Below are 23,343 nucleotides of genomic sequence, written 5' to 3'. Positions count from 1 at the left end.
GATTCGGAAAGCTTGTGCTTTGCGCAGGAACCCTGCTGGGGCTTGCCGCCTGCAGCGACGACAGCGGCGTGACCAACGGCGGTCCTCCGCCGCCGGCGGCCCTCGTCCGCTTCGTCAACACGGTGACCGACACCGGCACCGTGGACCTCCGCTTCGTGGACAAGGTGGAGAGCCTTCCCACGATGCAGGGTGTCGCCTTCCGCGGGGCGAGCGGCCTGTACCAGCGCGTGGAGCCGGGCGCCCGCAACGCCCGCGTCTTCCCCACCTCCACCAACGTCGACCTCACGCAGATCCGCCTGGTGGACACCACGGTGACCTTCGTGGCGGACAACCGGTACACGCTGGTGTACGCGGGCCGCGCGAGCGGGAACCAGGACCGCCTGGCGGTGATCGCCGACGACATGGTCCTTCCCACGCCTCCGGCCAACAACATCGCGTTCCAGGTGCTGCACGCCGCCACGGGTGTGGCCAACGTGGACGTGTACATCACGCCGGCCGGTGCGGCCAACAACGCCAACCCGATCGGCAACGCGGTGGCGGTGGTGCGCAACCTCGCGTTCCTGGGGAAGAGCGCCTACGTGAACGTGCCGGTGCGCCCCACCACGGGCGAGAACCTGTACCAGTTCACGGTGACGGCCGCCGGCTCCACCACGCCGCTCTTCACGGCGCGGCCGAACCAGCCGGGCGCGCTGCCCCCCGCGGGCGCCACGTACGGCCCGCAGCCCGGGGTGCAGATCAGCGGCTCGGTGATGACCGCCGTGCTCACGAGCGGCTCGGTTCCGGGCACCCGCCAGTCGGTCGCCGCGACGCAGACGCCCAACGTGGTGCTGCTGATCGACAAGGTGCTGAATCCGTAACGGACCGGCGCCTGGCAGGTGTGAAAACCCCCTCTCCGCACCGCGCGGAGAGGGGGTTTTTTCTCACGCAGAGGCGCGGAGACGCAGGAGAGAACCACAACTGCATGGCTCACACAGAGACACAGAGGCCACAGAGAGAACCGCAAAGGTTTTTCTCCGTGGCTTTCAGTTCCTTCTCTCTGGTTCTCTGTGTGATGCTGTTCGCTGTTGCTCTTTCCCTGCGTCTCTGCGTCCCGGCATGCGCAGCGCCGGGTTAGCGGATGCGGACCACGGAGACCACCGTCTGCCGCTCGCCGGACAGGTCCACCAGGTACTGCGCGTCGCCCAGCGGGTCCGTGCCGTCGATGAAGAGCGGCCAGCTGGTGCCGGTGCGCAGCTGGTAAGCGGTGCCAGCGGACCGGCCGGGCCGGACGATGGGCCAGGCGGCGGTGAACAACGCCATCACGTTGCCCATCGCCGGGTGGTCGTACTGCAGGTACCGGGTGTGCGCCGGAAGGTCGGGAGCGATGCGCAGCGCGGGGGGCACGGGGTCGCCGGAGTTGCACCAGCCGCACGACTGCTTGCGCAGGAACTCCAGGTAGCGCGCCACCTCGGCGCGCGCGATGACCTCGGTCAGCGAGTGCCCCGGCAGGTGGCGCTGAATGGCCTGCTCCGCCGCCACGCGCGAGTGCGCGGAAAGCGCCAGGTCGCGCGCGGCGCGCAGTCCGTCGCCGCCACGTGCCTCCACCTGGTCGGCGATGTACGCGAAGACGAAGGACGAGTTCTCGTACCCCCCGAAGAGGCTGCCGGATGCGACCATCATCGAGGGGACCTGGCCCCGGAGGCCGGCCGGCCCCAGAGCCGCGCGCCCGGTGCGCGAGGGGGTCTCCGATCCCAGCACGCGAGCTGCGTACGCGAGCTGCGAGCCGAAGTCCGCGAACCCCTCCACCACCCACGGCCCCACCTGCGTGTCCCGGTCGCTCCACTGCTGGAAGTGCCGTACGTGGGTGAACTCATGCGCGAACAGGAGCTCGCCCATCAGGAGCGGAGTCTGGGACAGGCTGGGCTGCCCGTCGAATGAGCCGCTCCAGTAGTTGATCGTCGTCAGGTCACCGTACGCATATCCCCACACGCCCGTCTGCAGCGGCATGTTCACCGCCAGCTCGCGCCCGCCGCCGTCGCGTCCCGCCACCGTACCCGCGTAGGGACCTCCGAACAGGCGGTCGAGCTGGCGCTTGGGCCGGCCGTACGCCGCGTCGATCTTCGCGTACTCCGCCTCTGGAATGCGGGCCGCCGCGCGTCCGTCCCCCCCGATCAGCCGCCCGCGCAGCACGTCCAGGTGCTCGGCGATGATGAGGTTCTCTCCGGCGTGCGTGACCACCGCCCGGTCGCTCGCGGGACCGCCGTCGGTGGTGCGCACTCCCCGGTCCAGGCGGCTGAAGGCGCCGCTGACCAGGGTGTCGCCCGCCTGGATGGAAGCCGTGGCGCCGGAGACGTTCAGGCGGGCCCCCTGCCCCCCGCGGCGTGCGCCGGGCCTGAACTCGTGGACCGCGCGCTCGCGGCTGGGGCGGCCTTCCCGGAGCGTGGCCCCGCCCACCCGCCACGTGTGCCCGGGCTCCGCGCGTTGCGCCGCCTGGCCCCGGGAAGCGACCGCCAGCGAGGCGGCGCGCAGGTCGGGCGTGTAGATGCGGAACACCGGATACTCGGCGGGCCTCGCCTCTCCGGCGCCGTAGAAGAGCGCCTGCCCCTCGAAGTCGAACCCCTCGAGCGCGCCGTTCGGCGGGCGCCCGGTGGAGTAGGGAAGGAGGAAGGTGAGCACGAGGTACTGCCGCCCGCGGTCCCGCTCGGCGCGGAAGTCCAGGCAGCCCGGGGCCCCTGGATCGGAGCCGCGGAAGGTGCGGATCTCGCCGGGCGCCAGATCCAGCGACAGCGCGTTCGCCGGCGAGCACGCCAGTGCCGCCGGGGCCGCCACCTCCACCCGCACGGGAACGCTAACACCGTTCGTCAGGATCGTCAGAACGCCCGACCCCGCCCGCCGGCCGGTCACCATCACCGGCGTTCGCTCAGGCCCGGGCCTGCCCACCGCGGCCGTGAAAAGGGTGGTGTCTTCCACCGACACGCGGAACTCGCGCGGCCTGAGCCTGCCTTCCGCATCCCAGGCAGACGCGAAAACGGTGTTCGTGCCGCCGGGCATGGCCCGGATGGCGTGCATCTGCTGGGAGACCGCGTTGTTGCTGGACACGGACGCCGGGTACGGCGTCAGGTTTACCTGCAGCAGCGACAAGTCCCTCTCGAACACGCGCGTCTCCAGCGTGTCGGCCCTTCCGCCGGACGACGCGACCAGGCGCACCGGGACGGGCGAGGGCGCCGCCCGGTAGGCAGGGCGAAAGAGACGGGGCCCGCATTCCCTCACCCAGGTGCTGTCAGGGCAGCTCCACGCCACCGTACCGTTCAACGGCTCTCCCCGCACGCCGCGCAGTTCCGCCGTCAGCACCAGGCTGTCCGCCACGTCCACGGGGCCGGCGGAGGTGGTGATCTGGACGTCCACCACCCGGTCCCGCCCCACGCGGTACTCCAGCATCAGGAGCGCGTCCGCCGCCGTCACGGCGCCGTCGCGGCTCACGTCGCCCTGGGGCTGCACCGCGAAGGTGGCCGGCAGCGCCTTGCCCACCACGTGCGAAAGCACCGCGAGGGCGTCCACCGCGTCCATCCCGCCATCGCCGTTCACGTCGCCGCGCATCTCCCAGGCGGCCTGCGCGGCGGGTGTGCCCCCCTGCGCCGAGCGGCGCGGCCCGGACACCGCGGCCGCACCCGCCTCGGCCGGTGCGGTGAAGCGCACCGGAGCCGCGTCCAGCGCCGAGCGAAGGACGGCCTCCTCCATCACGAGCTGGAAATCGTCCGCCCTGAAGGATTCGCCCTCCTCGAAGCGGAAGACGATCCCGCGCCCGGCGATTCCTTCGGTGGCGACGCCCGCGAAGCGGATGCGGCCGGGCTCCACGCCGTGCCAGCTGGCCGCCGCCCCTTCCCCCGCCGTGGCGGAGAGGACGCGGTAGCGCGACGCCTTGAACCGGATCTCGCCCTGGAAGCTCTGCACCCGCTCCCTTCCCGGCCCGGCGACGAAGCGCAGCTCCAGGGTGCCGGCGCCGGGCGACACGAGCTCCGCGCGGGTGTCCGGCGAGAGCTGCACCACGGTGCCTTCGCGGCCGTGGTTGCGGGGCGACAGCGCGTCCGTGCAGGAAGCCAGCGCAAGCGCGCCGAGCGCGATCGCCACCATCCGCAGCCGAGCCTGCGCCATCGTGCCGGAGTTGTGCATTTGCGTAGGCATTCCGAAGGGCGGGGGTCAGTTCGGCACGATGAGCAGCGATCCATTCAGCACCACGGGCTGCGGATACGCCGCGAACCCGGTGCTGGCGGGAGCCGACGGGAAGGTCAGCGTGAACGGCACGGTGCTGCCCGCCACGGCGGCCGCCGCGACCTCGAACACCAGGCTCACCACGGTGAGCCGGGGGGAGGCAGTGGGCGTGGCCGTGGCGAGCGACAGGCGGTACCGCCCCGGCGTGCCGCCCTCGCCGGCGGACCCCGCGATGCCGGGGGTGGCGCTCCTGAGCACCACCCCAAGGCGGTCGTAGGCGATCTCCAGCTCCACCGCGCCCAGGTCGCCCGGGGTCGCCACGCGCGACATGTCCAGCACCACCGGTACGGTCACCCGGTCGCCGGCGCGCGCCCGGAGCGTCTGCGAGCCGTTGGGGAACGCCGTGGCGACCAGCTCCCCCGGGCCGAGCACCGCGACCACCGCGGTGTTGCTGGAGAGCCCGCCGAGCTCCGCGCGGACCGTCGCGTGGCCCAGGGCGGCGCCGCGGTACCCCCCCGCCTCGCTCGTGGCGGCGAGGACGGCGGCGCCGGTCCGGCGCGTCTCGTTCAAGGTCCAGGCGAGCTGCGCGGGGGGGATGGTGTCTCCCTCGGCATCGACGGCGGCCGCCCGCAGCTGCACGGTCTCGCCGATGGCCATGGAGGTCAGCTCGGGGGAGATGGCGATGCGGGCGGGCGCGAGCTGGAACACCTCCACCGCCACGGAGCCTGACTTTCCGCCGCTGGCCGCCGTGATCGTCACCGTTCCCGGCGTCCGCGCGAGAAGGAGCCCATTCGCGCCGATGCTGGCGACCGCCGGAGCCGAGACGGACCACGTGACCTCGCGCCCGGCGAGCACACGTCCCGTGGCGTCGGTCAGTGTGGCCGCGAGCTGCAGCTGCTTGCCCGACTTCACGCGTGGCTGCGGCGCCGAAACCGACACGCCGACCACGGGAGCGGGAACGACCCCCAGCGCCACGGTGCCGGTCGTGCCCGTCGCAGTCTCCCCAGCGGTGATGGTGGCGCTCCCCTCCACCAGGCCCTTCACCACCCCGTTGGCGTCCACGGTGGCGATGGCGGGGTTGCTGCTCTGCCAGGTGAACGTCTTTCCCGCCAGCACCGCTCCCGACGCGGAGAGCGCGCGGGCGGTGAGCTGGACCGTCTGGTTTTCGGGTACGCTCGCCGCCGCGGCCGTGACCTCCACCCGGGCTACCTGGGTGTCGGGAGGCGGCGGCTCGGTGGTACCGTCTCCCCCTCCACACGCCGCCAGCGCCGACAGGGCGGCCAGAAGCGGCACCGCGGCCAGGCGCCGGGCGGTCAGCCTGCTCCCGAAAGGCAGAAGCGTGCGCGAGCAGATCTGTGCCCAGCGGGAGGAAGCAGACATGGAATGGAACTGTGGAAGCGGCGAGTGGCGCGACGGGAGGCGGCCGGGCTTCGCGGATCAGAACGAAAGAAAGGAAACAAAATTTTACCCGGCGGGCTGCCTAAAGTCAATCGCTACAAGTGGCGTCATCCGATTGCCGCCGGCCTCCGGAGGAACAGAGAAGCCACAGAGAGCGCTTCCGCTTTTCTCTCTGTGGCTCCGTGTCTCTGTGTGAGGCCAATTTTCCTCTTCCGCGCCTCCGCGCCTCCGCGTGAGATCAGCCGGCGGCCCGTGCCCGCTCCATCACCATGTTGCGGATGCGGGTCTCCAGCGCGCCGGTGGAGGAGCACTGCACCGCCTCGCCGCTCAGCGTGACGGGACGGGCCGTCGCCTGCAGCGTCGTGGCGATCGCCGTGGCGCCCGTCCCCTGTGCCTTCGCGAAGGTCAGCACCGAGATCTGCAGCTGGTACGTCTCCGCGTTGGGGCCGCCCTGCGAGTTGCCGCAGTTGAAGTACCGCGTGAGGAGCACGCCCCCGAGCCGCCCGCGCGCACGCAGGCTCTGGTTGCCGATCCGGTGCTCCTCTTCGTTCCGGTCGGTGACGGGGATCTGGAGCGAGTCGTACACGGCCGGGAGCGCGCCCCACACCCGCTCGATGGCGTGCGGTACGACGTCGATTCGCGGCCCTTCCGCCGCGCCGGTGGTCACGCGCAGCCCCCGGCTGTTGTTCATCCCCGCGATGTGCACGGACTGCTCGGCCCCTCCGCTCCCCGCCGACGAGCCGGAAGAGGCGCACGCCGAAAGTCCCACCAATGCGATCGCTACGATGCCGCGCATGCGTCCTCTGCGGAGCGGGTGAACGGTGTGGATCCTGTCACCGCAAGAGTAAGCCGCTTCAGGCGTCGCGTCCAGCACGGAGAACGGCGAGAACCATCACACAGAGACACAGAGGGAACGGCGAAGGCACAGAGAACCAGCTTCTTGTTCTTGAAGTGCCCCTTTGCGGCTCTGTGTGAGGCTGTTTTTTCTTCAGCCCTGCGCCGGCTCGGGGCGCGGAAAGAGCACCTCACCCGCGCCCACTCGCCATCCGCCCACCGACAGCCCCGCCAGCTCGTCGAACGCGGGAAGCGCGCGCCCGCTCCCGAGGCGGCTCCACAGCTCCTCCATCTTGGCCGGCATGAAGGGCGAGAGCAGCGCCGACGACACCGCCAGCGCGCGCACCAGGGCGGCGAGGGCGGCGTACAGGTCGGTGGCGCGCTCCGGGTCCTTGGCCAGCTTCCACGGCGCCACCGCCTGCACGAACGCGTTCGCCGCGGAGACCAGACCGAGCGCCGCGGCCGCGCCCTCGTGCAGCAGCAGCGCGTCCATCGCGCGGCGGTACTCCGCCAGCGCCTCGGCGATGCGCGCGTCGATCTCCGGGTGCGCGGCGTCCGGGACGAGCCCGCCGCAGTACTTATCGACCATGGAGATGGAGCGGCTCGCGAGGTTTCCCAGCCCGTTCGCCAGCTCCGAGGTGTAGCGCTCGGTGAAGCGCTCCCAGCTGAAGTTGCCGTCCGCGTCCCACGGCACCTCGCGCATCAGGAAGTAGCGGAAGGCGTCGGGGCCGAAGCGGTCGATCACCTCGCCCAGGTCCAGCCCCACGCCGCTCGACTTGCTGAAGCGCTCGCCGCCCAGCGACACGAAGCCGTGCCCCCACACCCGCTCCGGCAGCGGGAGCCCCGCGCACTGGAGCATCGCCGGCCAGATGACGGCGTGCAGGCGCGTGATGTCCTTGCCCACCACGTGCAGCTGCGCCGGCCACCACGCCTCCCAGTCGCCGTCGGGATAGCCGGTGTCGGTCAGGTAGTTGGGGAGCGCGTCGAACCACACCCACGTCCCCTGCTCCGCGCCGTCGGAGGTGGGGCGGGGGAAGGGGATCGCCCACGACAGGCGCGCGCGGGTGACGGAGATGTCCTCCAGCCCGCCGTCGATCAGCGCCAGGATCTCGTTGCGGCGGCTCTCGGGCTGCAGGAAATCGGGGTGCAGGTCGAAGTGGCGGCGCAGGAACGCCCCGTACGCGGAGAGCCGGAAGAACCAGTTGCGCTCCTCCGTCCACTGCAGCTCGCGCGTGGGGTGCAGGATGCAGCGGCCGTCCTCGATCTCGTGGTCGCGCTTGAAGAGCTCGCACCCCACGCAGTAGTACCCCTCGTACGACTTCTCGTAGAAGTCGTTGGGGTTCCTCTCCAGGCACAGCTCGATCAGCGCACCCACGCCGCGCCTGTGGTGCGCGTCCGTCGTGCGCACCCAGCGGTCGTTGGAGACGCCCAGCCGCTCCCACGTGGCGCGGAAGCGGCCGGAGAGCCGGTCCACCAGCACCTGCGGGTCGACCCCCTCGGCGGCGGCGGCCTGGGCCACCTTCTGGCCGTGCTCGTCCATCCCCATGCAGAAGCGCACCTCGTCGCCCATCAGGCGGCGGGAGCGCGCGATGACGTCGGCCCCGATCTTCTCGAAGGCGTGCCCCAGGTGCGGGTCGCCGTTGGCGTAGTCGATCGCGGTGGTGATGTAGAACCGGCTCACTCGGGTCTCTGCTCCGGCGGCTTGCGTGGGCGGCGCGGCGGGCGCTGCTGCTGCGCCGGCGTGGGAAGGGGGGGCGCGGGCTCGGCGGGCACGGCCTCGCGCGCGCCGGCGGGCTGCACCACCGTCTCGGCCTTGAGCGTGTCCAGGTCCACCACGCGGCGCTGGCGGTTCTCGTCCTGCAGCGTCACCAGGTTGCGCCAGATGTCGATGGAGACCACCCGCTCGGCGCCGTTGACCGTGCGCAGCGTCTTCCCCTCGCGGGGAAAGCGCTTGCGGGCGGCCAGGTAGGCGTCGTGCTCGTACGTCAGGCAGCACATCAGCCGGCCGCAGGTGCCGGAGATCTGCTGCGGGTTCAGCGAAAGGCTCTGGTCCTTGGCGAGCTGAAGGGAGATCGGCTTGATCTCGCGCAGCCAGGTGGCGCAGCACAGCTCGCGCCCGCACCTGCCGACGCCGCCCAGCTGCGCCGCCTCGTCGCGCACGCCGATCTGCTTGAGCTCGATGCGGGTGCGGAAGGCGCGCGCCAGGTCGCGCACGAGCTGGCGGAAGTCCACCCGGCGCTCGGCGGTGAAGTACACGGTCAGCTTGTTCCGGTCCCACTGCCACTCGGCGTCGGAGACCTTCATGTGCAGCCCGTGCTGCTGCACCATCTCGCGCGTGGCGCGGCGGATGCGGTCCTCGTCGGCGCGCAGCTCGTACAGCTGCTGCACCTCGGCGGGGTCGGCGCGGCGCAGGACGGCGGCGCTGGGCTCGGACGAGCACTTGGCCCGCGCGGCGCCGCCCATGGTGCGCACGCGGCCCAGGTCGCGCCCGCGCTCCACCTCAACCAGCACCCAGTCGCCCGTGCGCAGGGTGGGATCGGTGGCGGCGAAGAAGCCTTTCCGCATCCCCTTGAACGCCACTTCCACCAGGTGGGGCGTGTTTTCGGGGGACGGAAGGGGCTGGAATACCGGAAGCTCGAGACTCACCGGGGACTTCTCCAGATCTATGCGCACGCCGGCGGGACCGGCGGAGCGGTTACGGAAGGGTGCGTGAGTGCGTTAGTGCGTGAGTGCGGAACAGAAGTGCCTGGTGCCTAGTGCCTAGTAACAGCGGACACGCCGCCCGGCACTCGCACTCCGGACGCAGAACTCAACCCGCACTAACTAACGCACTAACGCACTAACGCACTAACGCACTTCCAGCGGGGTCAGCGGGCCTGGACGGTCCGCCACTCCCCCATCGCCATGTACTTCTTCCAGCGGGCGGCCCGCAGCACGTCCACGGGCAGGTCGCGCAGCTCGCCCAGGTGGCGGAGCAGCACGTCCTTGAGCGACTGGGCGGTCACCTCCCAGTCCGAGTGCGCCCCGCCCGTGGGCTCGGGGATCACCTCGTCGATCACGTTGAGCTGCTTCAGGTCGCCGGCCGTGACGCGCATGGCCTCGGCGGCCTTTTCGCGCTCGTTGCCGCTCTTCCACAGGATGGCGGCGCACCCTTCCGGCGAGATCACGGAGTAGACGCTGTTCTCCAGCATCAGCACCCGGTCCGCCACGCCGATGGCCAGCGCCCCACCCGACCCGCCCTCGCCGATGACGACCGCGACGCTGGGCACCTTGAGCCCCGCCATCTCGCGCAGGTTGCGCGCGATGGCCTCGGCCTGGCCCCGTTCCTCGGCCCCGATGCCGGGGTACGCGCCCGGTGTGTCGATGAGCGTGATGAGGGGACGGCGGAACTTCTCAGCTAATTTCATCAAACGCAAAGCTTTACGGTAGCCCTCCGGGTGGGGCATGCCGAAATTGCGCAGGAGGTTCTCCTTCATGTCGCGGCCTTTCTGCTGGCCGATGACCATCACGGGCTCCCCTTCGAGCCGTGCCCACCCGCCCACCACCGACGCGTCGTCGCGGAACTGGCGGTCGCCGGCGAGCTCGATGAAGTCGGTGAACATGAGCTGGAGGTAGTCCAGCGTATACGGGCGCCGCGGGTGCCGCGCCACCTGCACCCGCTCGATGGGCGAGAGGTTGCGAAAGGTGTCGGTCTTGAGGTCGTGGAGCTTGCGTTCCAGGGAGCGCAGCTCGCTGGTCACGTCCAGCCCGCGCTCGCGAGCCAGCGTGCGCAGGTGGCCGATCTGGTCTTCGACCTCGGCGATCGCGCGTTCGAAATCGAGATGGGCTACAGTCGCCAACGTTCTATCCTCAGTCATGGGGGGGACCCTCACCCCCGCTCGTTCCTCGCTGCCCCCTCTCCCGATAATAGGAGAGGGCTGCGCCCTCACGTTATCGAGAGAGGGGGCCCGATCGCACGCATCCCGTAGGGGCGCGATTCATCGCGCCCGTGCCCGCCGCCGCTCCGCCCCCTGCGGCCCTCCACGAAACCCGTAGGGGCAGACCTGCGTGTCTGCCCACCCTTGCCCCCGCGCAGATGTCTGCCTGATACACCAATCCTTGTAGGGGCGGCCCCGCGTGGCCGCCCGTGCCCGCCGCATCACCGACGCCTGCGCACTACCCCCTGCGGTTCTTCCACGGCTCGTCGCGCTGCGGCACCGGCGTGGGAGGCGGGGCATCGCGCTGCAGGCGCACGCGGTCGTCGCCCAGGGTGGCGCGCAGGGCCGCGAGCAGCTCGTCGCGCGGGCTGACGCGCAGAGTGCGGGAGCGGAGGCGCGCGGCCTCCTCCTCGGCGCTCTTCCACAGCACCGTCACGGGGCCGGGGCCCGCGTGCTCGGCCAGGATGCGCTTCGCCTCGTCGACCGCCGCGGCGTCCGGGCCGCCCGCGCTCAACTCGATGCACACGCCCACCTCCCCGCTCTCGCGCACCCCGTCCAGCGGAATGGCGCCGTCCAGGAAGAGGGGCGGATCCTCGTCGTCGCGCTCTCGGTTGCTCACCGCGCCGCGGATGACGACGGCGGCGTCCTGCAGCAGCACGCTCTTGTATTTAGCCCACGACTCGCCGAACGCAAGGACCGTGGCGGTACCGTGGAAGTCCTCCACCGTGATCCGCCCCCACTCCGAGCCGTCCGATTTCTTGATCTGACGGGCCGCCTCGGTCACCACGCACGCAAGCTCCACCTTCATGTCGCGCATGGACTTGAGCGACGCCGTCGTGACGCCGCGGCTCTCGAACAGCGCCACGTCCTCGCGGTAGCGGTTCAGCGGGTGGCCGGAGATGAAGAACCCGAGGATCTCCTTCTCCTTCGTCAGCCGCTCCGTCTCCGTCCACTTCTCGACGCTGGGGAGCACCGGCGTCTGCACCAGCGTGGCCGTGCTGCCCTCACCGCCGCCCATCAGCACGTCGAAGAGGTTGTCCTGCGCGCTCTCCCGCTCCTTCTGGATCATCTGCGCGGTGGCGAAACACGCATCGAGGCCGCCGAGAAGCTGGTTGCGCCCCGCCCCCGGGGTCTCGAAGCCGTCCAGCGCGCCGGCGCAGATCAGCGCCTCAAGCACGCGCTTGTTGCACAGCCGCAGGTCGATGCGGCAGAGCAGGTCGAACATCGACTTGAACGGCCCCTCCGCCTCGCGCGCGGCCAGGATGGACCGCACCGCGCCCTCGCCCACGCCGCGGATGGCGCCGAGCCCGAAGCGGATGCGGCCGGTGCCCTCGCCCACCACGGTGAACTTCCAGTTGGACTCGTTCACGTGCGGCGGCAGCACCTCGATCCCCTCGCGGCCCACGCGCGGGATGTACTTCCCCATCTCGCGGCACTGCTGGATGTACGCCACCACGTCGTCGATCTTGTCGACCACGGACGACATCAGCGCAGCCATGAACTCCGCCGGGTAGTGGCACTTGAGCCAAGCCGTCTGGTACGCGAGCAGCCCGTACGCCGCGGAGTGGCTGTTGTGGACGATGATGTCGTTGGCCACGAAGTTGTGCGTGACCGGCACCTCCAGGTCGTACGTCTGCTTCTCGCCGACGTACTCGATGGATTCGATGCGGTCCCACAGCACGTCGCTCGCGGCGTAGCGGCGCAGCTCCGCGTCGCCGAAGTGCTCCGCCAGCATCCCCACGGTCCGGCGCGTGAAGCCGATCTTGTTCGGGTTCGTCCCCACCGGATAGAAGTCGCGCGACGACACGTCCGCGCCCGCTTCCACCTGCGCCCAGCTCTCGCCGGTGCGCTCCTTGGCGGCGCGGACGAGCGCCCGCACGCCCACCGGCACCAGGTCCTTGGAGGGGCCCTGCGCTGGAGCCTCCATCACCAGCCGCTCGACGGCCTCGCGCCGCGCCGCGCTGAGGAAGCGCACGCCCACGGTCTCCGCGAAGCGGCGCAGGTTCTCGTTGCCGGTGACGAACACCTGCCACCCCGTGCGCGTCTCGCCGCGATACGGGAACTCCACCTGCCGAATGCGCCCCAGGATGCCCAGGCGCAGCAGCAGGTGCTGCACCTGCCCCGCGAGGCGCTTCGACGATGTGGCGTAGAAGAGGCTGCGGTCGCGCGCGTTGATGTGCCCGTCGCCCGCCCACATCCGGCTCAGCAGCAGCGCGATCTGCGGGTTGGTCAGCGTGAACGCGTCGGCTGGGACCTCCTTTTCGGTCGCCGTCTTCCCCAGCATCCCAAGCCGGCCCGCCCACGTAAAGATCTCCGGCGCGGCGGCGCGGTCCTCGCGCGCGGCGTATACGTGCGTGGTGCCACCCTTCTCGCCAACGGTGCAGCGCACGTTGCCGAACGCCTCGGCCGCGGCCACGTAGTCCGCGATCTCGGCCGGGTCCTGGTTGTAGAAGTACACCGAGTGCGGGTGGCAGAGGTTGCCCTCCGCCAGCAGGTGCCCCAGGGCGATCACCTCGTGCTCGGGCCACTCCGCCGACCCCTCCACCGGCAGCGTGCGCGGCACGGCGAGGTGCACGCCCGGCTTCAGCTCGCCCAGCGCGCGCCAGCCGTCGAACGTCAGGAACGGGTGGTTGTCGGTCGCCTCGATCTCGCGGCCGCTCTCGGTGCGCAGGCGGAACACGGGCTTCACGCCGTTGTCCATCACGTCCGCGACCGTGCCGCGCCCCAGCTTGAGCGCGTCCACGTCGCAGGTGGCGACGGCGCCGAGCGTCGCGCGTCGGTGGTAGAGGTCTTCGATCCGCACCAGCCGGCCGGTGGCGGCGTCCAGCACCTCGGTGTCGCCGGGCAGGCACTTGTTGAAGCCGTAGCGCCCGAACGCCTGGATCTGGTCCGACAGGTCCTGGATCGCGCGGCGGTCGTACCCCTTCTCCACCGCCTTGTCCACGAACTTGCCGAGCTCCTTCTTGATCAGCTCCTCATCCTTTTTGCCCACCGCCTTCCGCAGCACGTCGGCTTCGGCCAGGGAGAGGCCGCCCAGGATCTGGGCGATACGCATCACCTGCTCCTGGTACACGATCACGCCGTACGTGGGCTCCAGCACCTCCGTAAGCTCGTTGAAGGGGTAGCGCACCTCCTCCTGCCCCAGCTTGCGGCGGATGTAGACGAGGTCCATCCCCATGTCCAGCGGGCCGGGGCGCACGAGGGCGTTGGCGGCGATCAGGTCGTCGAAGCGGTCCGCCTTCATAGCGCGGATCTTCTCGGTCGCGAGCGCGGATTCGAACTGGAAGACGCCCGCCGTGCCGCCGCGCGCCAGCATCTTGTACACCTCGGCATCGTCCAGCGGGATCGCCTCGGCCTTTTCGAACTCCTCGCCGGTCTCCGGATGCCTGAGCGCCCCGTGCCGCGCGCGGATCATCACCACGGCGTCGTGGATCACCGTGAGCGTCTTGAGACCCAGGAAGTCCATCTTGAGCATGCCCGCCTTCTCGAGGCAGTTCATGTCGTACTGCGTGACGATGATGGACTCGCCGTTGCCGCCGCCCGATCCCTTGCTGCTCTGCGTGCAGATGGGGACGTACTCGTCCAGCGGCCCCGGCGCGATCACCACGCCGGCCGCGTGCACGCTGGAGTGCCGCGCGAGTCCCTCCAGCGTCATCGAGTGGTCGAGGAGGTTCTTGTAGCGCTCCTCCTTCTCGTAAAGCTCCTTGACGTCGGGAATCTGCTTGACCGCCTCCTCGACGGTCAGCGAGTACGCGGGCGAGTTGGGGATCAGCTTGGCGAGCCGGTCCGTCTCTGCGGGGAGGAAGCCGAGCGTGCGGCCCACGTCCTTGACCACGGCGCGGCTCTTCATCGTCCCGAAGGTGATGATCTGCCCCACGGCGTCGCGCCCGTACTTGTCGCGCACGTACTCGATGACCTCGCCGCGGCGCTCGAAGCAGAAGTCCACGTCGATGTCGGGCATCGACACGCGCTCCGGGTTCAGGAACCGCTCGAAGAGCAGGTCGAACTGGATCGGGCAGATGTCCGTGATCCCGGTGCAGTACGCCACGATGGACCCCGCCGCCGATCCACGCCCCGGCCCCACGGGAATCCCGTGCTCGCGCGCCCAGCGGATGAAGTCCGCCGTGATCAGGAAGTACCCCGAGTAGTCGAGCTTGGGGTTGCAGATGACGCTCAGCTCGTACTCCGCCCGCTCCACGATCGCGGGCGGGAGGAGCTCCTTCGGATCGGTCCCTTCCGGCGCGTCGCCCCACCCGTCCAGGCCGTACCGCTCCAGCGCGCCGCGCCAGACCCACGCGCGCAGCATCTCCGCCTCGGTGCTGAACCCGTCGTTCGCCACCGGGAAGGCGGGGACGAAGTAGCCCTTGGGGTAGCTCCAGTTGCACTCGTCCGCCACGCGCAGCGTGTTCTCCAGGACGTCCGGCCGGTCGGGGAAGCGCTCGCGCATCTCCACCGCGTTCTTGAAGTAGAGCTGGTCGTCGTACTTCATCCGGTTGGCGTCGTGGAAGTCCTTCCCCAGCCCGATGCAGAGGAGGACGTCGTGCGCCTGGTGGTCGCTGGAGCGCAGGAAGTGCGTGTCGTTCGTGGCCACGACGGGCGCGCCCATCTCCTCGGCCAGCTTGAAGATGCGCCGGTTGAGCTCGTCCTGGCCGCTGGAGTTGTGGGCCTGCACCTCCAGGTAGTAGCGGTCGCGGAACACCTCCTGGTGCCACTCCACCGCCTCGCGCGCCTGGTCCCAGCGGTCCTCCATCAGGTGCTGCGCCACCTCGCCCGCCAGACAGGCGGAGGAGACGATGAGCCCCTCGGAGTACTTCGCCAGCACCTCGCGGTCGATGCGCGGCTTGCTGTAGAAGCCCTCCGTGTAGCCGATGGAGGTGAGCTTCGACAGGTTCTTGTACCCCTGCAGGTCGCGCGCGAGGAGCACGAGGTGGTAGTACCCCTTTTCGCCCTTGACCTTGCCGCGTTCGTGGCGCGAGCCGGGGGCGACGTACGCCTCCATCCCCACGATGGGCTTGATCCCGGCCTTCTTCGCCTGTTCCTGGAAGAGCCACGCGCCGAACATGCACCCGTGGTCCGTCAGCGCGAGCGCGGGCTGCTCGAACTCCTTGGCGCGCTTGATCAGGTCGCCCAGGCGGTTGGCGCCGTCGAGGAGCGAGTACTCGGAGTGGCAGTGGAGATGTACGAAGGACATCGGGAGAGGGCCGCGGGTGAGTCTTGCCTATCCATATGCGCCACAACGGCTTGGGCGGGCCTCCTGAGAGCGCCCGTTCACCCCCTGCCGCGTCGTGTGCTGAGCCTTGAATATGCCCCCGGCGGCCGGATTGCGGAAGGGAAGCGCCCTGAACCGGCCACCCGCGACGGGGTGACGGCCCGTCCTCCGGTATCCGCGGGATGCAGGTGCCGAGGGGGGAACTTCGCGGATTGCTGCGGTTCGGCGCGATAAGTATGTTCACGGACCCGTACCCCGCCTACGAGAGCACATGCCCCGCATCTTCGACAACATCGACCTGAAGCTTGCTGCGGTCATCCAGGACACGCTCCGCATCTCCCAACGCGCGGACTTCTGCGTCGGCTACTTCAACCTGCGCGGCTGGAAGCACGTCGACCGCATCATCGATCTGTGGCCTGGAGGTGAGGGCCAGTGCTGCCGGCTCCTCGTTGGAATGCAACCCTCGCCGCAGGAAGAGCTTCGCCATGCGCTCAGCCTGCGCGGGAATGATGAGGGGATTGATCAGCAGACGGTCCTTCGCCTAAAGAAGCAGATGGCGGAGCAGTTTCGCGAACAGCTCACTCTAGGCGCGCCGACCAATGCGGACGAGGCGACGCTGCGCCGACTGGCTCGGCAGATCCGTGACGCCAAGGTGAGGGTCAAGCTGTTCCTGCGGTACCCGCTGCACGCCAAGCTGTATCTGATGCACCGCGACGACCCCAACAACCCCACCCTGGGGCTGGTGGGGAGCAGCAACCTGACACTCGCCGGTCTATCCCGGTACGGCGAACTGAACGTGGACGTGCTGGACCACGACGCCTGTGCCAAGCTCCAGGCATGGTTCGATGACCGCTGGAACGACAGGTGGTGCCTGGACATCTCAGATGAGCTGGCCGCAATCATCGAGGAGAGCTGGGCGCGCGAGGAGCTGATCCCGCCGTACCACATCTACCTCAAGATCGCCTACCACCTGTCGCAGGAGGCGCGAAGCGGTCTGGCGGAGTTCCGCCTGCCGCGCGAGCTGGAGGGGAAGCTCTTCGACTTCCAGAAGGCAGCCGTCAAGATCGCGGCGCACCACCTGCTCAAGCGCCGCGGGGTGCTGATCGGCGACGTCGTCGGGCTGGGCAAGACGCTGATGGCGACGGCGCTCGCGCGCATCTTTCAGGACGACTTCTTTCTGGAAACGCTGATCATCTGCCCAAAGAATCTGGTGCCGATGTGGGAAGACTACGCCGCCCGCTACCGGCTCCTGGCCAAGATCGTCCCCCTGAGCCGGGTGGAAGGCGAGCTGCCGGATCTGCGGCGGTACCGCCTGGTGCTGATCGATGAGAGCCACAATCTCCGCAACCGCGAGGGAAGGCGCTACCGTGTCATCCAGGAGTACATCACGGAGAACGAGAGCCGCTGCATCCTCCTCTCCGCCACGCCCTACAACAAGAGCCACCTGGACCTTTCCTCTCAGCTCCGGCTGTTCGTGGCGCCGGAGGAGAACCTGGGAATCCGGCCGGAACGGAAGCTGGAGGAGACCGGCGAGCTGGAGTTCGTGCGCCGCCACCAGTGCGGGATCAACACGCTCCCCGCGTTCGAGAAGAGCGAGCACGCGGACGATTGGCGCGAGCTGATGCGTCGCTACATGGTGCGCCGGACGCGTAGCTTCATCCAGGAGAACTATACGGAAATGGACGCCAAGCGCGGCCGGCGATACCTGCGCCTGGAGGATGGGAAGCGGTCCTACTTCCCCGTGCGTGTTCCACTCACCCGCACCTTTACACTGGACTCCCGAGACCCCACCGATCCCTACGCACGCCTGTACTCCGACCCGGTAGTGGGTGCGATCAACTCCCTCAACCTGCCGCGCTACGGGCTGGGGAACTACGAGCACCCGACCCCCAGCCGCGCCGCCACTTCAGCCGAGGGAAAGGTTCTGGAGGGGCTTTCCCGGGCAGGCAAGCGCCTGATGGGCTTTTCGCGCACGAACCTCTTCAAGCGGCTGGAAAGCGGAGGCCCCGCGTTCATCCAGTCGCTGGAACGCCACGCTCTGCGCAACTTCATCTTCCTGCACGCGATCGAGAACGGGCTGGAGCTTCCGCTCGGCACGCAGGGCGCGGACGTGCTCGATGACCCGGGCGACGACGGTGACGCCGAGCCGGAACCGCTCTTCGCCGGCGCGGAGAACGGCGCGGCTGCATACGCCGGGGAGGGAGCCGACCCTGCCGTCACCGAGTATCGCCAGCGTGCCGCCGCGCTCTTTGAGCTGTACCGAACACGGTACCCGAAGCGCTTTACCTGGCTGCGTGCGTCGTTGTTCACCCCTCAGCTGCGGCACGACCTGCAGGCGGACGCCGACACCATTCTCAGCCTGCTGGCGGAGTTCGGCAGGTGGGACCCCGAGCGCGACGCGAAGCTGGAGGCGCTGGTACGGCTCCTCACGGTGGAGCGGCCGTACGAAAAGGTCCTGGTGTTCACCCAGTTCGCCGACACGGTCGACTACCTGTGCGAGCAGCTCCGCTCGCGGGGCATCACCGCCTTCGCGGGGGTCACCGGCGACTCGGAAGACCCGACTGCGCTTGTGTGGCGCTTCAGTCCCGAGAGCAACGGCAAGCGCGACCGTGTGCCGCCAGCGGCAGAGCTGCGGGTGCTGATCGCCACGGACGTTCTTTCCGAGGGGCAAAACCTCCAAGACTGCCACGTCATCGTCAACTATGATCTTCCCTGGGCCATCATCCGCCTGATCCAGCGCGCGGGGCGCGTAGACCGGATCGGCCAGAAAGCGGACACCATCTTCGCCTACTCCTTCCTTCCGGCCGAGGGAGTGGAGCGGATCATCCGGCTGCGCGGGCGGGTTTCACAGCGCCTCCGCCAGAACGCGGAGGTGGTGGGGACGGACGAGGTGTTCTTCGAGGATGAAGAGGCCGCCCGGCCACTCGCGGATCTATACAACGAAAACGCGGGCATTCTGGACGGCGACGGTGGCTTGGACGGCGAGGTGGACCTGGCCTCGGAGGCGTACCAGATCTGGAAGAACGCGACGGACGATGATCCGTCTCTGCAGAAGACGATCCCCGAGCTCCCGAACGTGGTGCTCTCAGCCCGCACACACCCGGGCACGGAAGACGATCCGCCGGGAGTGCTGCTCTACATGCGGACAGCGGACGGCAACGACGCGCTCGCCTGGGTGGACGCGGAGGGGAACACGGTGACGCAGTCACAGCTCCGGATCCTGGCGATGGCGCGTTGCGCCCCCGATACGCCGGCGCTGGTGCACCACGGCTGCCACCACGAACTGGTGAGCCGCGGGGTGGAGCAGATCGTCAGCGAGACGGCCTCTGTCGGTGGGCAGCTCGGCCGCCCCTCCGGCGCCCGCTTCCGTGTGTACGAGCGCCTCAAACGCTATGCGGAGCACGTGCGCGGCACGCTCATGGAGACGCTGGAGCTGGGGCGCGCCATCGACGACGTGTACCGCTACCCGCTGCGCTCCACCGCTACGGACACGCTGAACCGGCAGCTCCGCAGCGGGATCGACGATGCACAGCTCGCCGAGATGGTGATCGCCCTGCGCGACGACGACCGGCTCAGCATCGTGGACGACGAGGAACAGGCCCGCGAGCCGCAGATCATCTGCTCGCTCGGGCTGTACGACACGAAAGGCAACTGAGGATGGCGATCAACACCGCCCGCACACGACAGCACCTCCAGGACTTTGCCTTCCGCGACCTGTTCGTGGAGGAGCTGGGATGGAATCGCCCCCGCGAATCGCGCCCGCTTCCCGCCGCTCTCGACGGCAACGCGTATACGCAGCGCCACGTGGCGGAGCTGGGTGGGGCGGTGGTGATCGAGATCGAAGCGGAAGGGGGCATCCCCGATGCGAAGGCGAGAGCGGCGATCCACCGCGCGACCGCCAGGCTTCACCACGAAAACCTGCTGATCTTCGTGGATCACCTCCGCACCCAGAGCCTCTGGTTCTGGGCCAAGCGCGACGGTGCCAAGCTCCTGCCGCGTGAGCATCTGTACGTGAAGGGACAGGCCGGAGACCTGTTCCTCTCAAAGATCAGCGGGATGTTCGTAGAGCTGGGCGACCTGGACGACGAGGGGAACATCCCCGTGGTGGAGGTGGCCAGGCGCCTGGCGGATTCGCTGGACGTGGAGCGCGTCACGAAGAAGTTCTACCGCGAGTTCCAGGAGCAGCACCTCGCCTTCGTGCAGCTGATCGAGGGGATCGATGATGAGCGCGACCGGCGCTGGTACGCATCCGTGCTGCTCAACCGGCTGATGTTCATCTACTTCCTGCAACGGAAGGGTTTCCTCGACGGCGGCAGTTACAACTACCTGCAGGAGAAGCTGGACGTCGCCCGCAAACGCGGCGAGGATCTGTGCGGTCCAGTCTTCACCGGGCTGGGGGAGCTCCCCAAACCGCACACCTACTGCTTCTACGACGAGTTCCTCAAGGTCCTCTTCTTCGAGGGCTTCGCCAAGCCGGAAGCGCAACGCAGCGCGGATGTGAACCGGACGCTGGGCAAGATCCGCTACCTCAACGGCGGCCTCTTTCTGCCGCACCGCATCGAGAGGGAGTACGAGAGCATCCGGATTCCCGATCAGGCGTTCGCCAACATCCTTCAGCTTTTCCGGAGCTACGACTGGAACCTGGACGATACGCCGGGGGGGAACCCCAACGAGATCAGCCCCGACGTGCTCGGCTACATTTTCGAGAAGTACATCAACCAGAAAGCGTTCGGCGCCTACTACACGCGTCCGGAGATCACGGAGTACCTTTGCGAGCAGACGATCCACCGGCTGATCGTGCAGCGGGTGAGCCACCCCGGCGTGCCCGGCGTGCTCCCGCCCTGCCGCTTCGACTCCCTCCCCGATCTCCTGCTCAAGCTGGACGCGTCGCTCTGCCGTACGCTGCTCTTTGACGTACTCCCCGGCCTGACGCTGCTCGACCCGGCGTGCGGCTCGGGGGCGTTTCTCGTGGCGGCCATGAAGACGCTGATCGAGGTATACAGCGCTGTCACCGGGCGTATCGAATTCCTGAACGACCCTCAGCTCACGAAGTGGCTCGCGGACACGCGGCGCGAGCACCGCTCGCTGAACTACTACATCAAAAAGCGGATCATCGCGGACAATCTGTTCGGCGTCGATCTTATGGAGGAGGCCACGGAGATCGCGCGGCTGCGCCTCTTCCTGGCACTGGTCTCATCCGTCCAGTCCGCGGATCAGCTGGAGCCGCTCCCCAACATCGACTTCAACATCCTGGCGGGGAACTCGTTGATTGGGCTGCTGCGCGTGGACGAGGCGGAGTACGACCGCCGTGCCCAGGGCGACTTCTTCCAGAAGAGCTACCGCCAGCTGGTGAACGAAAAGAATCGGCTGGTTGGTCGGTACCGCCACCACGCCGCTACGGAGGCGGAGGATTCCGCCGCCTTGCGTGACCTGCGCGACGAAATCGACGAGCAGCGCCGGGCGGCGACGGAGAACCTGAATGCCCTACTGCTCGATGAATTCGCGGGGGCCGGGATTCGCTACGAGCAGGCGACGTGGAACGCGGCCAAGGGCAAGGAAGGCAAGCCAAAGAAACGTGCGCTCCATAGCACCGACATCGCCGCGCTGCACCCCTTCCACTGGGGCTACGAGTTCGACGAGGTGCTGAACGGACGTGGCGGCTTCGACGCCATCATCACCAACCCGCCGTGGGATGTCTGGCAGACCGACGAAAAGGAGTTCTTTCAGGAGTACGCACCCGAGATTCAGAAGAACAAGCTACGGATCGAAGATTGGAAGAAGCAGCACGCTAAGCTGATGAAGCACCCTGAACTGCGGGATGCATGGCTGACGTACGCCAGCCGCTTTCCGCATGTGTCTGCCTGGTTCAAGGCCGCGCCACAATTCGAGAACCAGCGATCCTTCACGGAAACTGGGGCGCGAATCGCTTCCAAGACCAACTTGTATACGTACTTCGTGGAGCAATGCTACAATCTGCTCCGCCCCGGCGGCGAGTGCGGCATCGTGGTCCCCAGCGGCATCTATACGGACCTGGGCACCAAGCAACTAAGGGAGATGCTGTTCGGCTCGACGCGGATCAGCGGACTGTTCGGATTCGAGAATCGAAAGGAGATCTTCGAGGGTGTGCACCGCAGCTTCAAATTTGTGGTGCTCACCTTTGAGAAGGGTGGTAGCACCCAACGCTTCTTCGCCACCTTCATGCGGCTTGACGTAGAGGACCTGGCCCGGTTTCCAGCGCAGGATGCGATCCGTGTTTCTGTCGATCTGGTTCGGCGGCTCTCTCCCAATTCGCTTTCGATTATGGAGTTCAATTGCGAAACCGACGTACAGATTGCGGAGAAGATGCTGCGCTTCCCCCTACTCGGGCAGGAGCGGGACGGAGCGTGGAATCTTTCGCTGACGCAGGAATTTAATATGACGACGGACAGCGATCTGTTCCACCCCGAACCCGCGCCCGGGTGGCTGCCGCTGTACGAGGGAAAGATGCTCCACCAGTTCACCCACACCTGGGCTAATCCCCGGTACTGGATCGACGAAACGCAGGGGCGGAAGCGGCTGCTGGGGAACCGCGATGATGCAGGGCAGAAGCTGATCTATCAGCATCACCTGCTCGGGTATCGGGAGATCGCCCGGAACACCGATGAGCGGACCATGATTGCGGCTGTGCTTCCACCGCGAGTTTTCGCGAATCACAAAGTGGTTCTCTGGAACCCGACATCGGCCGGCTATTCAGTGCGGGAAATGCTGTTCGTGTGCGCGATCTTTAATAGTATGACGCTCGATTATCTGCTGCGATACAGCGTCACCATGGGCGTGCCCATGTTCGTCGTGTACCAACTCCCTGTCCCCCGCCTTACAGAGCGGGACTCGGAGTTTGCTCCCATCGTGGAGCGCGCCGCCCGGCTGATCTGCACCACCCCGGAGTTCGACGATTTGGCTCTGGAGGTAGGGCTGGGTAGCCACGTGAACGGCGCCACGGACCCGGGCGAGAGAGCCCGGCTCCGCGCCGAGCTGGACGGCATGGTGGCGCACCTGTACGGGCTCACGGAAGCGGAGTTCGCGCACATCCTGGGCACGTTTCCGCTGGTGGCAAAGGAGACGAAGGATGCGGCGATGGCGGCATACCAGGCGCTGACCCCCATACCCGGAGACCCCGATATCGCCCGCCTGATCGCGCAGGGGGAGAGCGGCACGCTGGAGTTCAAGAGCACCGCGCGCTGGGACGTGAGAGAGGGAAAAAAGAACCCCAAGATGGAAGAGATCATCGTCAAGACGGTGGCCGCCTTCCTGAACTCCGCGGGGGGCACCCTCCTGATCGGGATCGCGGATGACGGTACCGTGCTGGGCCTGGACGCCGACTACCGCACTCTGGGCGAGCGCGCCAACGCCGACGGATTCGAGCAGTGGCTCACCCAACACCTCGGCAAGCACATCGGCTTTGGTCTGGCGCCACTCCTAGAGGTGAGCTTCCACGGAATCGACGGCAAACAGGTCTGCCGAGTGCTGGTGAAGTCCTCACCCAAACCTGTGTGGGTCAAAACTGAAGGGCAGGAGCACTTCTACGTGCGCACCAACAACTCCAGCCGAGCGCTCTCGGCTCGGGAGGCGCAGGAATACGCGCAGACGCATTGGGGGTTAAGGGGCAACAACGGCGAGGGATGATACGCGCGAGAGTCAAATACGCGCGGATCGCCTGATGCTCGCGCGAGCGCGTAAGACTGGTTCTGCGAAGTAAAAAGCTCCGGCCACTGACGCAACACCGGCACGCTGGCCCGCCCGGCGAAGGCAGCGTAGCTT

General features: G+C 68.3%; 10 protein-coding genes. 3 read left to right on the top strand and 7 right to left on the bottom strand.

Annotation, left to right across the window (positions count from 1 at the left end; all coding sequences use genetic code 11):
* The first annotated feature begins 14 nt into the window (after positions 1–14).
* Positions 15–857, top strand: a complete 843-nt coding sequence (locus tag VF647_02465) for a DUF4397 domain-containing protein (GenBank protein HEX8450929.1) — start codon at positions 15–17, stop codon at positions 855–857.
* Positions 858–1,110: 253 nt separating this feature from the next.
* Here VF647_02465 and VF647_02460 read toward each other — a convergent pair whose 3' ends face one another.
* The 7 genes from VF647_02460 to dnaE all read right to left on the bottom strand — a co-directional run bounded on the left by VF647_02460 (position 1,111) and on the right by dnaE (position 15,528).
* Positions 1,111–4,161: a dockerin type I repeat-containing protein gene (locus tag VF647_02460; protein HEX8450928.1), complete on the bottom strand. Its 3,051-nt coding sequence runs from the start codon at positions 4,159–4,161 to the stop codon at positions 1,111–1,113.
* Positions 4,162–4,176: 15 nt separating this feature from the next.
* Positions 4,177–5,568 (bottom strand): Ig-like domain-containing protein, encoded by a 1,392-nt coding sequence (locus VF647_02455; GenBank protein HEX8450927.1) that lies wholly within the window; start codon positions 5,566–5,568, stop codon positions 4,177–4,179.
* A gap of 256 nt (positions 5,569–5,824) precedes the next feature.
* The gene (locus VF647_02450; protein HEX8450926.1) at positions 5,825–6,382 is read right to left on the bottom strand and encodes a hypothetical protein; all 558 of its coding nucleotides are present in this window, start codon (positions 6,380–6,382) and stop codon (positions 5,825–5,827) included.
* Positions 6,383–6,574: 192 nt separating this feature from the next.
* Positions 6,575–8,101 (bottom strand): methionine--tRNA ligase, encoded by a 1,527-nt coding sequence (gene metG, locus VF647_02445; GenBank protein ID HEX8450925.1) that lies wholly within the window; start codon positions 8,099–8,101, stop codon positions 6,575–6,577.
* On the bottom strand, positions 8,098–9,066 hold the full coding sequence (ricT, locus tag VF647_02440) for a regulatory iron-sulfur-containing complex subunit RicT (protein ID HEX8450924.1): 969 nt from the start codon (positions 9,064–9,066) through the stop codon (positions 8,098–8,100). The genes metG and ricT overlap by 4 nt, the downstream gene beginning before the upstream one ends.
* Positions 9,067–9,287: 221 nt before the next feature.
* Complete coding sequence (locus tag VF647_02435; protein HEX8450923.1) at positions 9,288–10,259, bottom strand: acetyl-CoA carboxylase carboxyltransferase subunit alpha; 972 nt, start codon at positions 10,257–10,259, stop codon at positions 9,288–9,290.
* A 316-nt stretch (positions 10,260–10,575) separates the two neighbouring features.
* On the bottom strand, positions 10,576–15,528 hold the full coding sequence (gene dnaE / locus VF647_02430; protein ID HEX8450922.1) for a DNA polymerase III subunit alpha: 4,953 nt from the start codon (positions 15,526–15,528) through the stop codon (positions 10,576–10,578).
* A 289-nt stretch (positions 15,529–15,817) separates the two neighbouring features.
* Between dnaE and VF647_02425 the strand changes: the two genes are divergently transcribed.
* The gene (locus tag VF647_02425; GenBank protein ID HEX8450921.1) at positions 15,818–19,201 is read left to right on the top strand and encodes a helicase-related protein; all 3,384 of its coding nucleotides are present in this window, start codon (positions 15,818–15,820) and stop codon (positions 19,199–19,201) included.
* 2 nt (positions 19,202–19,203) lie between these two features.
* Positions 19,204–23,208: an RNA-binding domain-containing protein gene (locus VF647_02420; GenBank protein ID HEX8450920.1), complete on the top strand. Its 4,005-nt coding sequence runs from the start codon at positions 19,204–19,206 to the stop codon at positions 23,206–23,208.
* The last annotated feature ends 135 nt before the right edge of the window (positions 23,209–23,343 follow it).

The sequence above is a fragment of the Longimicrobium sp. genome (assembly GCA_036387335.1).
Lineage (GTDB): Bacteria > Gemmatimonadota > Gemmatimonadetes > Longimicrobiales > Longimicrobiaceae > Longimicrobium.
The sequence above is the reverse complement of the archived record's forward strand: the minus strand, read 5'-3'. Positions and strand labels throughout refer to the sequence as shown.

What these genes read in the sequence shown, in the direction of transcription:
- VF647_02460 (HEX8450928.1), bottom strand. Translation starts at nt 4,161, where the DNA reads ATGCCTACGCAAATGCACAACTCCGGCACGATGGCGCAGGCTCGGCTG.
- VF647_02455 (HEX8450927.1), bottom strand. Translation starts at nt 5,568, where the DNA reads ATGTCTGCTTCCTCCCGCTGGGCACAGATCTGCTCGCGCACGCTTCTG.
- VF647_02450 (HEX8450926.1), bottom strand. Translation starts at nt 6,382, where the DNA reads ATGCGCGGCATCGTAGCGATCGCATTGGTGGGACTTTCGGCGTGCGCC.
- dnaE (HEX8450922.1), bottom strand. Translation starts at nt 15,528, where the DNA reads ATGTCCTTCGTACATCTCCACTGCCACTCCGAGTACTCGCTCCTCGAC.
- VF647_02425 (HEX8450921.1), top strand. Translation starts at nt 15,818, where the DNA reads ATGCCCCGCATCTTCGACAACATCGACCTGAAGCTTGCTGCGGTCATC.
- VF647_02420 (HEX8450920.1), top strand. Translation starts at nt 19,204, where the DNA reads ATGGCGATCAACACCGCCCGCACACGACAGCACCTCCAGGACTTTGCC.